Raw genomic sequence first — 11,702 nt, forward strand, 5'->3', positions numbered from 1 at the left:
CTGACCCAACGTGAGTCGACGAGCCAAGATCGTTTGTACCATGGGCCCCGCCACCGCTTCATCGGAGAAGGTGGCCGAGCTCGTCAGCAGCGGAATGGACGTCGCCAGGTTGAACTTCAGCCACGGCAGCCACGGCGACCACCAGCAGGTGTACGACCTGGTTCGGGCCGCCGCCAAGGAGAGCGGCCGCGCCGTGGGCATCCTCGCCGACCTGCAAGGGCCGAAGATCCGCCTCGGCAAGTTCGCGGACGGTCCGGTCGAGTGGAACACCGGCGACGTCGTGCGAATCACGATCGACGACGTGCAAGGCACCCGCGATCGCGTTTCCACCACTTACAAGGGGTTGGCCGCCGACGCCAAGGTCGGCGACCGCGTCCTGGTCGACGACGGCAAGGTCGGCCTGACCGTCTCCGCCGTCGAGGGCAACGACGTCGTCCTGGACGTCGTCGAGGGCGGCCCGGTGTCCGACAACAAGGGCCTGTCCATGCCCGGCATGGACGTCTCGGTGCCCGCCATGTCCGACAAGGACGTTCAGGACCTGGAGTTCGCGCTGCAGCTCGGCGTGGACTTCATCGCGCTGTCGTTCGTGCGCAGCCCCGCCGACATCGACCTCGTCCACCAGGTGATGGACCGCGTCGGCCGCCGTCTTCCGGTGATCGCGAAGCTGGAGAAGCCGGAGGCCGTGGACAACCTGGAGGCCATCGTCCTGGCCTTCGACGGTGTCATGGTCGCCCGCGGTGACCTGGGCGTGGAGCTCCCCCTCGAGCACGTGCCGTTGGTGCAGAAGAAGGCGATCCGGATCGCCCGGGAGAACGCGAAACCGGTCATCGTCGCGACCCAGATGCTCGACTCGATGATCCACAACTCGCGTCCGACCCGGGCCGAGACCTCCGACGTCGCCAACGCCGTGCTGGACGGGACCGACGCGGTGATGCTCTCCGGTGAGACCAGCGTCGGCGACTACCCCATCGAGACCGTGCAGACCATGGCCCGGATCGTCGAAGCGGTCGAGGCCGGTTCGCCGACCCCGCCGCCGCTGAGCCACGTGCCGCGCACCAAGCGGGGCGTCATCTCCTACGCGGCGCGCGACATCGGGGAGCGGCTCAGCGCCAAGGCGCTGGTGGCGTTCAGCCAGTCCGGCGACACCGTGCGCAGGCTCGCCCGGTTGCACACCCGGCTGCCGCTGCTCGCGTTCACGCCGGAGGAATCCGTCCGCAGTCAGCTCTCTCTCACTTGGGGGACGGAGACGTTCCTCGTGCCTAAGGTGGACACGACCGACCAGATGGTCCGGCAGGTGGACCAGGCGATGTTGTCGCTCGGGCGGTCGCAGCGCGGGGACATGGTCGTCGTGGTGGCGGGGTCGCCGCCGGGGACCGTGGGATCCACGAACCTGATCCGGGTGCACCGCCTCGGCGAAGAAGACCACGTCTGATCCGAGCTCGGTCCCGCGACGTCGAACGGCCGCGGGCGGGAACCAGCGGCGCTTCCCGTCCCGCGCACCCCTCGATCTCGCATGAGGAGCAGAAGTGACCGAAGCGGCACGGGCCGCGGCCGCCGATCCGGCTGGCCAGCACATCGACAGCTCGGTTCCGGTGGACGTCAACGGCGTGCCGCACGGGCAGCCGGTGCTGGACCGGTTGATCGCGCTGCTGGACCTGGAGCGGATCGAGGAGAACATCTTCCGCGGGGTCAGCCCCGCCGAGTCACCGGTGCGGGTCTTCGGCGGCCAGGTCGCCGGGCAGGCGCTCGTCGCCGCCGGGCGCACGGTGCCGGAGGACCGGCCGGTGCACTCGCTGCACGCCTACTTCATCCGACCCGGTGATCCCAGCGTCCCGATCGTCTACGAGGTGGACCGCACCCGGGACGGCCGGTCGTTCACGACCCGCCGGGTGGTTGCGGTGCAGCGCGGCAAGCCGATCTTCTCGTTGTCGGCCTCCTTCCAGCTGGTGGAGGAGGGCATCGACCACGCCGAGCCGATGCCGGACGTCCCGGACCCGGAGTCCTTGCCGACCTACGGCGAGCAGGTGGGCGGCCTGCTGGCGGAACTGGGCGGGCAGGCCTATCAGCCCCGGCCGATCGACGTCCGCTACGTGACCCCTCCACCGTGGGTCAAGTCCGAGGACCGGGCGGCGCGCAGCCAGGTGTGGATGCGCGCGGACGGCACCTTGCCCGACGACGAGCTGCTGCACGTGTGCATGGCCGCGTTCGCCTCCGACCTGACCTTGCTGGATTCGGTGCTGGTGCGCCACGGCGTCTACTGGATGATGGACAAGGTCTCCGGCGCCAGCCTGGACCACGCGATGTGGTTCCACCGCCCGTTCCGCGCCGACGAGTGGTTGCTCTACGACTGCGCCTCGCCGAGCGCTTCGGGTGCGCGCGGCCTGGCGACCGGCCGGTTCTTCGCCCAGGACGGCACCCTGGTGGCCACTGTCGTTCAGGAAGGCCTGCTCCGGGTCTTGGACTGACCGGCGTCCGCTCGTGAAAGGGGGCCTCCCGCTTGGCGCGGGAGGCCCCCTTTCACGAGTGGTCAGGTGGCGCGCAGCTCGACGCGGCCCCGCCGTGTCGGCCGGGAGCGGTGGTGAACACCCGTCACGTGCTGTGCCGCGCTCATGCTCCGGCCGGGGCGGCCAGCGCGTCGGCGATCGGGGTGTCGCCGCTGGTCAGGTCGAACGCCCGGTCCAAGCTGGACGGCTCGTCGAGGGCCGCCGCGGCGACGGCCGCGACGTCCGCGCGGGGAACGGTGCGCGGTGTCCCCGGTGCGATGTCGAGCCGGTTCGCGAGCCGGACCAGCCCGGTCCCGGGGTCGTCGGTGAGGCCACCGGGGCGCAGGATCGTCCATCCCATCCCGGACTCGACGAGCGCCTGATCGGAGATCTGCTTCGCCCGCAGCACCCGGTGCAGGAATTCGGGGCCCTCGTCCGGGCGGTCCGCGAACAGCGAGGACACCTGGACGAACCGGGTGATGCCGGCCTTCTGCGCCGCCCGCACGGCGTTGATGGCGCCGTCCCGGTCCACGGCCTCGGCGAGTCCCGGCTGCGGGTCGCTGGCGGCCGCCGCGTTGATCACGACGTCCGATCCGGCGAGTGCCTCGGCCAGCTCCTCGGTCTCCGCGCGCAGGTCGGCGAGCACCGCGTCGGCACCCCGCGCCCGCACCTCCTCCAGCGCGGCCGGGCGGCGCACCGCGCCGCGCACGGTCGCGCCTCGCCCGAGCAGTTCACCCACGATCAGCGCACCGGTCTTCCCGGTGGCACCGAGCACGGTCACCAGCATCGTCATCGGCTCCTTCACTGCTTGGTTGCGAAATGGAGAGGGGCGGTACCGCCCGCGTCCCGGCGGTGGCGGGCCGCTGGTCCTGCCGACCGGCCCCCGCGCGGGACGTCGAGGTCGCGGGGGCTCAGGTCGTCCCACCGGGCGAGTGATCTGCTGCCGGGTCCAGCAGCGCGAGGTCGAGCCGGGGCGGCACGGGTCCGTAGGCGTTGGAGCGGGCGGCCCGGCGGCGCACCGCGGGGATCCGCAGCGCGGTCCGCAGCAGCAGGCCGGGGCGGAAGTCGCCGCCTTCGGCGATGACCCCGGCTACCCGGTGCTCGGTCCGGACCTGGGCCTGCTGCACCTGTTCGATCGCGGGCTCGCGGCGGCGTTGGACCTCGGCCAGCGCGGTCTCGTCCGGAGCGCGGTCCTCGCGGAGCACCGGGATGAGGACGTTCGCGGCGGTGACCGCGTCCTGGATCGCCATCAGGATCCCGTTGCCGCCCACCGGTGAGATCACGTGCGCGGCGTCGCCGAGCAGCAGCAGCCCTGGCCGGTGCCACCGCTGCACGCGGGAGATCTCCACGGACAGCAGTGTGATCTGGTCGAAGTCCGCGAGATCCTCGACCCGGTCCGCCAACCACGGCACCCGCGCGGTGAGGAAGTCGCGGATCGGTCCCACTCCGGCCCGCTTCGCGTCCGGGTAGCCGCCCTTCGGCACCGTGTAGCCGACCTGCCAGCTGTCGTCCTGGCCCAGGGTGGAGACGTAGTGGCCCGGACCGAAGTAGAGGTCGGCGTCGGCGGTGGGCGGGTCTCCGGCGCGGCGCGGGAGCCGGAACCAGAGGATGTCCGAGCTGGCTCCCAGCGAGCGGGCGGGCAGATCGGCGAGTCGGCGCATCCGGGAGAAGCGGCCGTCCGCGCCGATCACCAGGTCCGCGTCGAGCCGGTGCTCGCCCGTCTCGTCCCGGTAGCGCACCCCCTGGATCCGGCCGTCCTCCTCGACCAGTCCGGTCACCTTCGAGCCCAGCAGCAGCCGGAACCCGGGGAAGACCGTCGCCTGGTCCGCGAGGAAGTCCAGGAATCGCCACTGCGGCATCAGCGCGACGTAGGGGAACGGGCCGGGGAGCCGGCCGTAGTCGGCGGTCGTGACGGTCCCCGCGCTGGTGTGGAAGCGGAACCGGGTGGCCCGGCTGTGCTCGAGGCGCAGCAGCGGTTCGGCCAGTCCGAGCAGGTCCAGCAGCTCCAGCGTGTAGGGGTGCAGCGAGTCGCCGCGGAAGTCGCGGCGGAAGTCCGGCCGGGACTCCAGCAGCGTGACCCGCAGTCCCGCGCGTGCCATCAAGTAGGCGAGCAGCACCCCGCCTGGTCCGCCGCCTGCGATCGCGCAGTGCGGCCGGTTCGGTCCCGCCACGGTGCCCACCTGCTCTCCTCGGTCGTCGCCCGGCATCGGGGGACGATGTCGAGTCTCGGGCGGCGGGGCCGTGCGCGGCCGGGTGGCCAGCAGTCCGCCGGAATTCAAGGTAATGACGATCGTGGAGTGTGTCAACTATTGAGAGAGTGGCCGGTTGTTATGCTCTCCATCCGGAGCGGAACAGGCGCGGAGGAGTCCGGTGACCGGATCGATCGAGCAGCAGGTCCTGGAGCTGCTGCACCAGCAGGGAGTCGAGGGCGAGCGGATCTCCCAGGCGTTCGCCGCCCGCAACGGGCTGCACCCGACGGACATGCGCGCGCTCGTGCTGATCATGGAAGCGGAGCGCCGGGGGATCCCCGCGACACCGCGGGCGTTGCGTCAGGACCTGGTGCTGACCTCCGGCGCCGTCACCGCGATCGTCGACCGGCTGGAGGCCAAGCAGCACGTGCGCCGCAGCCGGGAGAGCGCCGACCGCAGGCAGGTGCGGCTGCGCCCGACGGACTCCGCGCAGGTGGTGGCCGGGGAGTACTTCGGCGCGCTGGCCGAGCGGGGGCGTGCGGTGCTCGCCGGTTTCGACCGGGCCGAGCTCGACGTGATCCACCGCTTCCTGCACGGGATGCGCGACGCCATGCGCGGCTTCAGCTCCGACGACGCCGCCCGCGGGGAAGCGGGTCCGACCGCCGCCGCGGCGGAGCCGACCGGAAGGGGCGAGCCGCTTCCGCCGTCCGGGCGTTGACCGGCCACGGACGGTTGTTTAGGTTCCCCCTGGGCACGGGCGTGCTCGACGCCCGGAAGTCTCCTTCCCGCCACGAGGGGGCGCGATGCGTCGCTGGGTTCCGGTCCTGGTCCTGATCCTCCTCGGCGTCGTCGCGGCACCGGTGGCCTCCGCGCCGGTCGTCGCGGCACCGACCCGGGCCGACGCGCTGCGGGCCGACCTGGACGAGATCCTCGCCGATCCGCGCCTGGCCGGATCGCACGCCGGGGTCGTCGTGCGCGACCCGGACAGCGGCGAGGTGCTCTACAGCAGGCGGCCGGCGCAGCGGGCGACTCCCGCCTCCACCGCGAAGTTGCTCACCGCCGCCGCGGCGCTGGCGGAGCTCGGTCCCGAGCACCGGTTCCGCACCGAGGTGCGCGCGGCCGGGCCGCAGGCGGGTCCGCTGCTGCTCGGCGACCTGCACCTGCGCGGGGCGGGCGATCCCACGATGCTCGCCGCCGACTACGACCGGCTCGCGGAGCGGGTGGCGGCCTCCGGCGTGCGCGCGGTGCGGGGCCGGTTGCTCACCGACGACACCTGGTTCGACGGGGTTCCGCTGGGCACCGGCTGGGCCTGGGACGACGAGCCCTACTACTACTCCGCCCCGGTCTCGGCGCTGACGGTCGCGCCCACCGAGGACTACGACGCGGGCACCGTCCTGCTGCGCGTGTCCCCGGCGGCTCCGGGACTGCCGGTGCGGGTGCGACCGCAGCCCGCGACGGACGCGGTCGACCTGGACGTGCGGGCCACCACCGGCGAGCCCGGGTCTGCGGCGACCCTGGCCGTGACCCGGGAGCACGGCGGTGACCGGGTGGTCGTGTCCGGTTCGCTGCCGGCGGACGCGGGGGTGGTGGAGGAGTTCACCTCGGTCCGGGACCCGAGCGCCTACGCGGCCGACGTGTTCGCCCGCGCGCTGCGCGCGCACGGGGTGACCGTGGGCGGAACCGGGTCCGGCGCGGTCCCACCGGGCGCGCGGACCCTGGCCGAGCGGGAGTCGATGCCGCTGCGCGAGCTGCTGGTGCCGTTCCTGAAGCTGAGCAACAACGGCCACGCCGAGGTGCTGGTCAAGGAGATGGGTCGGCACGCCCGAGGTGAGGGGTCCTGGCCGGCCGGGCTGGACGTGCTCACCGAACGCCTGGCGGATCTGGGCGTGGACCCGGCCGCGCTGCGGCTGGTGGACGGCTCGGGCCTGTCCGCGATGGACGCGGTGTCCCCGGCGGATCTGGCGCGGTTGCTGGAGGTGGTGCGGCGGCAGCCGTGGTTCGCGGACCTGCGGGACGCGCTGCCGGTGGCGGGCGAGCCCGACCGGATGGTCGGCGGCACGCTGCGGAACCGGATGGTCGGCACCCCGGCGGCGGGCGAGGTGCGGGCGAAGACGGGATCGCTGAGCGGGGTGACCTCGCTGGCCGGGTACGTGACGGCGGCGGACGGTCGGCCGCTGGTGTTCGCGGTGGTCTTCAACGACTTCCTCGGCGAGGCCCCGAACGATCTCGAGGACGCGATCGCGGTGCGGCTGGCCGAGTACCCGGGCCCGGCGGAGCACGCGCGCCAGGCGCCCGCCGCGCCCGCGGGTGGCGGCCCCGGAACGGGCCCGGAATCGGGCGCGGAGTGCTCGTGGACAAAGTCGTGCTGATCCGGCGATCATTGCCGGATTCGCGCCCGATAACCGCGGAGTGCGCATCCGCGATCGGCCCTGAGGGATTCTCCGATTTGATCTCGGGGAGGTCACCGGGGGTGCTCCGGGTCTCGCCTGAGTTGCCGTAGGGTCGTGTCGGCTAACGTGGCAATCGTTGGTCGTCTCGCCCGCGCATCCTGGTACTGGGGAGTTCCACGTGTCCTTCGTCAGCGATTTCCTGGCCATGATCGGCGGGCTCCCGCGTCCGCTGCTGATCCTGGTCACCGGTGCTCTGGTGCTGGGGGAGTGCACGATCGGCCTGGGTTTCCTGGTCCCGGGTGAGAGCGGTCTCCTGGTCGCTTCGGCGGCCGTGACCGATATCGGCTTTTTCTTCGTCTTGTCGCTGACCGTGGCGTTGTGCGCGGTGATCGGTGACAACATCGGTTTTTTCCTGGGACGTCGATATGGTGCGCGGGTCCGGGAGACGCGAATGGTCGCGAAGCTCGGTGTTCGCCACTGGGACCGGGCGTGCCGGATGTTGCGCAGGTACGGCATCGGGGCGGTGTTCGTCGCGCGGTTCCTGCCGGTGGTGCGCACCCTGGTCCCGGTCTCGGCGGGCACCAGCGGTCTGGGCTACTGGCGCTTCCTGGCGACCTCGGTGGTCGGGGCGACGGCGTGGTCGATGCTGCACGTGGGCATCGGCTGGGCCGCCGGGACCTCGGCGAAGTACGTCGAGCACCTGCTCGGCCGCGCGAGCGGCATCGTGCTGGGCGTGCTCGTGCTGGCGGGGATCGGGTTCTGGCTGTGGCGGCGGCGTTCCCGCCGGGCGGCCGAGGACGCCGCTCCCGCTGCCGAGCAGGCGGAGGAACCGGCCCAGCAGCGGGCGGCCTGAGGCGGCGCCGGTCGAGGCGGTCGCCGCAGAGGGGGCGCGGGAACGGCGCGAAGGGGTGCTCGTCGCCGTGCGGCCGTTCGAGGACGAGACCGATCCGGCGGCGCGCGAGGCGGACACCGGGCTTCCCGCCCGCGAGGTGCGGCAACGCCCCGGAGCGCCGCGCTCCGGGCCCGGTCAGCGCGCCGTCTCGCGCTCGGAGCGGCCGGTACCGGCGAAGGCGGGTCCGGCGAGGAACCACACCGCGATGACGATGCCGAGCAGGGCCAGCGTGCTCCAGCACGGGTGCTGGGCGACTTCCTCGGCGGTCGCCGGGACGGCGAAGCCGTCGATCGCGATCAGCGCCAGCAGCAGCGGGGCGGCGATGGCTCCGGCGAGCACGACGCGCAGCCACTCCAGCCAGAGCGCGCGGACCGCCGCCCGCGAGCCGGGCGCGGGTGGTGCCGGAGCCGGAACGCCCCGGAAGTGGCGGCGGAACCGGACGTCCGCCCAGGCGATCGTGGCGCGGCCGAAGGCGACCGTGCAGCCGAGGTACACGGCGGCGAGGGCGTGCGCGCGGGTCGGCTCGGCACCGGCGGCTAGGTCGAGGACGACGAGCGCGACCAGCAGGACGTCGACCGCGGGCACGCCGCGCAGCAGCCAGGTGCTCAGCGCGGGGCGCCGCGCCGCGTAGCGCGCGAGCAGGCCGGCGACCAGCAGCGCCCAGAACGCGGCTTCGGCGGTGAGAATGGCGGCGACCACGGCGCTCTCCTCGGCAGGTGGGGCTCAACCGCCCAGCGGGCGGTCGAACAGGTAGGACTCCAGCAGCGCGCCCGCCTCCTCGCGCGTGAGCAGCGCGGGCGCGGTGAGGAGTTCGAAGGTGAGGCCGTCGACGAAGGCGTTGAGCCCGGCGGCCGCCCGATCGGGATCGGTGTCGGCGGGCAGCTGCCCGAGGTCGACCAGCCCGTCGACGACCTCGCGGAGGAAGCCGCGCACCTCCAGCGCTTGATCGGCCACCGCGGCGGCCAGCGCCGGGGCGAAGCGCGACCGGTGCACGAACTCCAGCCAGATGCCCAGCTCGCGGGCGGTGTCCTCGCGCAACGGCAGGAGTTCGCCGAGCATCGCCAGCGCGCGGCGGCGCGGGTCGGGCTCCCCGGCCGCGCGTCGCACGCGCTCGCCGACCCGTTCGGACAGGGAGCGGAGCGCGAACTCGTGCAGCTGCGCCTGGGTGTCGAAGAAGTGGCGCACGGAGCCGGTGGCGAGCCCCGCCTCTGCGGCGACCTTGCGGACGGAGGCCTCGTCGAGGCCGCCGCGGTCGAGGATGCGCCAGACCGCGTCGACGATCACCCGTCGCCGCTGTTCCCGATCCACCGTCCGCGACACGCCCAGCAAACTAACACAGCTGTACTAGTTCGGGTCAGTTTCGGGTGGTGACCCGGCCGCCGCTGAGCTGGTGCACCGCGCGACTCACCTCGCGGGGCCGCAGCCCGGTTCCCGCGAGCGTGAGGGCGAGCCGGTCGGTCCCGGCGCACTCGCCGAGCGGCCCGCCCCAGTCGTCGACGTCGATCACCACGTAGGGCGAGCCCGAGCGGTGGGTGCGCAACCGCACCTGCCGGACCGAGGACCAGGGCGCGGAGTAGGTGCCCGCGGCGGAGGCGTAGGTGACGCCGAGGTCGGTCAGCGCGAGCTGCAGGTGCAGCATCTCCCGGTTGATCCGCCGCCAGCGCAGCTGCGCGCGGGTCGCGTAGCAGCTGCAGAGCACGGCGACGACGGGGACGAGCACGAGCCACCGGGAGGCGTCGTCGGCCCAGGACCACCACAGCACCGCGGCGCCGGTGCAGGCTGCGGCGTTGGCGATCTGGACGAGCACCACGAGCAGTCCGTCCCGCTGGATGCTGCGTTCTTGCTGCGCGCTCCGGCTGATCACCAGCACGCGGGAGGCCGGGTGCATGAGGCCGATCTTGCACCGGACAGCGGGGGTGGTGAACCCCGCGTCCGGCGGAACCGGTCTCGGTCGTTCGACGCAGGAGGGCCGCACCGGAGTTCCCGGCGCGGCCTTCCCGCGCGGGTGCGACTCAGAGCCGGGCGGTGTCCTCGCTCGGCGCCGCGTTCTTGCGCCGGGACGTGACGTAACCGATCGCCAGGGCGATGACCAGCGGCGGGGTCATGTACAGCGCGATGCGGGTGTCCTCGTCGAAGCCGAGCAGGACCACGACCACGGCGAGGAACGCGAGCACCACGTAGTTGGAGTACGGCGCCCAGGGCATCCGGAAGGTGTTCGCCCGGATCGCACCGCGCGCGACCTCGCGGCGGAACCCGAGGTGCGCGATGACGATCATGCCCCAGGTGAACAGGGCGCCGACCGTGCTGGCGCTGGTGATGTAGGTGAACGCCTGCTCCGGGGCGAGGTAGTTCAGCGCCACGCCCAGCAGCATCGCGACGAAGGTGACCGCGATGGCCCGGGAGGGCACGGCCCGGGAGGAGAGCCTGCCCACCGCGTTCGGCGCGTGCCCGTCCTCGGAGAGCGTTCGCAGCATGCGGCCGGTGGAGAAGATGCCGCTGTTGCAGGAGGAGAGCGCGGCGGTGATCACCACGAAGTTGATGATCCCGGCCGCGGCGGGGATGCCGATGAGCGCGAACGCCTGCACGAAGGGGCTGCCCTCGGTGCTGAAGCGGGTCCACGGCACCAGCGCGGTGAGAGCGGCCAGCGCGCCCACGTAGAAGATCAGGATCCGCCACATCACGGCGTTGATCGCCTTCGGCAGCACCTGCTGGGGGTTCTTGCTCTCGCTGGCGGTCTGCCCCACCATCTCGACGCCGATGAAGGCGAACATGACGATCTGGAACGCGAGCAGCGCGGAGGTGGGGCCGTTGGGGAAGAAACCGCCGTGCGACCAGATGTTGGTGACCGAGGCGGTGGCGCCCGCGTCGCTGAAGCCGAAGATCAGGATCAGCACCACGAGCACGATCATCGAGACGATCGCGACGACCTTGATCAGGGCGAACCAGAACTCGAACTCGCCGAACAGCTTCACCGCGATGAGGTTGACCCCGCTGAGCACGACGAGCGCTCCCAGGGCGGGGATCCACTGCGGCAGGCCGGGGAACCAGAACTGGAAGTACTCGCCCACGGCGGTGATCTCGGCCATGCCGGTCACGATCCACACCACCCAGTAGCCCCAGCCGGTCGCGAACTTCGCCCACGGGGCGATGAACTCGCCCGCGTACTCGGCGAAGGAGCCGCTGACGGGGCGGTGCATCAGCAGCTCGCCGAGCGCCCGCATCACGAAGAAGATCATCGAACCGGCGATGGCGTAGATGAGCATCAGCCCGGGGCCGACCTGGTTCAGCGCTTTGCCGGACCCGAGGAACAGGCCCACGCCGATCGCCCCGCCGATGGCGATCATGTTGATGTGCCGGTTGCTCAGTTCCTTGCGGTATTCCCCGGGTGCGGGCTCGGTCATGGTCGTGCTCCTGCGAAGGGAAGAGGGGAACGTGCGGAACGGTACTGTGCCACGTTCTGTTCCGGTCTTCTCGTCAGGATCGGTTTCGTGATCGCGAGTGGGCAACGGTGGCGATCTGGTGCAGAACGTGCTTTTCGGTCGTGTGGCCTGCGATGATGACCAGATCAAATCTGCTGGTAGGTCGATCGGTGGTATGTCGGGAACGGCGAACGCCGCATTCCCTCGGGAATGCGGCGTTCGCGTGTTCCTCGCGCGTCGCGAGAATTGATCCTCGCGACACCCTCTCACAGGTCGGGGTAGAGGGGGAATTTGGTTGCGAGGGTGTCGACGCGGTGGTGGAGGTGTGT

Annotated in this window: 11 protein-coding genes; 5 read left to right on the forward strand and 6 right to left on the reverse strand. The window is 72.1% G+C overall.

All coding sequences use genetic code 11. The features are described 5' to 3' along the window. The first annotated feature begins 10 nt into the window (after nt 1-10). Nucleotides 11-1,432, forward strand: coding sequence for a pyruvate kinase (gene pyk, locus ACL03H_RS20930; protein ID WP_412812989.1), 1,422 nt, complete (start codon nt 11-13; stop codon nt 1,430-1,432). Between the two features lie 94 nt (nt 1,433-1,526). Further along, entirely contained in the window at nt 1,527-2,465 is a 939-nt protein-coding gene (tesB, locus tag ACL03H_RS20935) for an acyl-CoA thioesterase II (protein ID WP_412812990.1), read from the forward strand. A 142-nt stretch (nt 2,466-2,607) separates the two neighbouring features. On the opposite strand, the gene ACL03H_RS20940 is transcribed toward tesB, so the two are convergent. After that, nucleotides 2,608-3,276, reverse strand: coding sequence for an SDR family oxidoreductase (locus ACL03H_RS20940; protein WP_412812991.1), 669 nt, complete (start codon nt 3,274-3,276; stop codon nt 2,608-2,610). A 118-nt stretch (nt 3,277-3,394) separates the two neighbouring features. Continuing rightward, nucleotides 3,395-4,690: an FAD-dependent oxidoreductase gene (locus ACL03H_RS20945; protein WP_412812992.1), complete on the reverse strand. Its 1,296-nt coding sequence runs from the start codon at nt 4,688-4,690 to the stop codon at nt 3,395-3,397. Nucleotides 4,691-4,853: 163 nt separating this feature from the next. Between ACL03H_RS20945 and ACL03H_RS20950 the strand changes: the two genes are divergently transcribed. From ACL03H_RS20950 to ACL03H_RS20960, 3 genes are all read left to right on the forward strand, one after another. Further along, nucleotides 4,854-5,390: a MarR family winged helix-turn-helix transcriptional regulator gene (locus ACL03H_RS20950; RefSeq protein ID WP_412812993.1), complete on the forward strand. Its 537-nt coding sequence runs from the start codon at nt 4,854-4,856 to the stop codon at nt 5,388-5,390. Between the two features lie 85 nt (nt 5,391-5,475). Next, entirely contained in the window at nt 5,476-7,041 is a 1,566-nt protein-coding gene (gene dacB, locus ACL03H_RS20955) for a D-alanyl-D-alanine carboxypeptidase/D-alanyl-D-alanine endopeptidase (RefSeq protein WP_412812994.1), read from the forward strand. 199 nt (nt 7,042-7,240) lie between these two features. After that, complete coding sequence (locus ACL03H_RS20960) at nt 7,241-7,915, forward strand: DedA family protein (protein WP_412812995.1); 675 nt, start codon at nt 7,241-7,243, stop codon at nt 7,913-7,915. Nucleotides 7,916-8,089: 174 nt separating this feature from the next. Here the strand turns inward: ACL03H_RS20960 and ACL03H_RS20965 are convergent, their stop codons facing one another. From ACL03H_RS20965 to ACL03H_RS20980, 4 genes are all read right to left on the reverse strand, one after another. Then, a complete protein-coding gene (locus tag ACL03H_RS20965) occupies nt 8,090-8,653 on the reverse strand; it encodes a hypothetical protein (RefSeq protein ID WP_412812996.1) in 564 nt (187 codons plus the stop codon). Between the two features lie 24 nt (nt 8,654-8,677). Beyond that, nucleotides 8,678-9,274, reverse strand: a complete 597-nt coding sequence (locus ACL03H_RS20970) for a TetR/AcrR family transcriptional regulator (RefSeq protein ID WP_412812997.1) — start codon at nt 9,272-9,274, stop codon at nt 8,678-8,680. Between the two features lie 34 nt (nt 9,275-9,308). Then, complete coding sequence (locus ACL03H_RS20975) at nt 9,309-9,842, reverse strand: hypothetical protein (RefSeq protein ID WP_412812998.1); 534 nt, start codon at nt 9,840-9,842, stop codon at nt 9,309-9,311. 124 nt (nt 9,843-9,966) lie between these two features. Continuing rightward, nucleotides 9,967-11,355, reverse strand: a complete 1,389-nt coding sequence (locus ACL03H_RS20980) for an amino acid permease (protein ID WP_412812999.1) — start codon at nt 11,353-11,355, stop codon at nt 9,967-9,969. Between the last annotated feature and the right edge of the window lie 347 nt (nt 11,356-11,702).

It is taken from the genome of Saccharopolyspora antibiotica, from assembly GCF_047200635.1.
In the GTDB taxonomy this organism is placed as follows: domain Bacteria; phylum Actinomycetota; class Actinomycetes; order Mycobacteriales; family Pseudonocardiaceae; genus Saccharopolyspora_C.

What these genes read in the sequence shown, in the direction of transcription:
- ACL03H_RS20940 (WP_412812991.1), bottom strand. Translation starts at nt 3,276, where the DNA reads ATGACGATGCTGGTGACCGTGCTCGGTGCCACCGGGAAGACCGGTGCG.
- ACL03H_RS20945 (WP_412812992.1), bottom strand. Translation starts at nt 4,690, where the DNA reads ATGCCGGGCGACGACCGAGGAGAGCAGGTGGGCACCGTGGCGGGACCG.
- dacB (WP_412812994.1), top strand. Translation starts at nt 5,476, where the DNA reads ATGCGTCGCTGGGTTCCGGTCCTGGTCCTGATCCTCCTCGGCGTCGTC.
- ACL03H_RS20975 (WP_412812998.1), bottom strand. Translation starts at nt 9,842, where the DNA reads ATGCACCCGGCCTCCCGCGTGCTGGTGATCAGCCGGAGCGCGCAGCAA.
- ACL03H_RS20980 (WP_412812999.1), bottom strand. Translation starts at nt 11,355, where the DNA reads ATGACCGAGCCCGCACCCGGGGAATACCGCAAGGAACTGAGCAACCGG.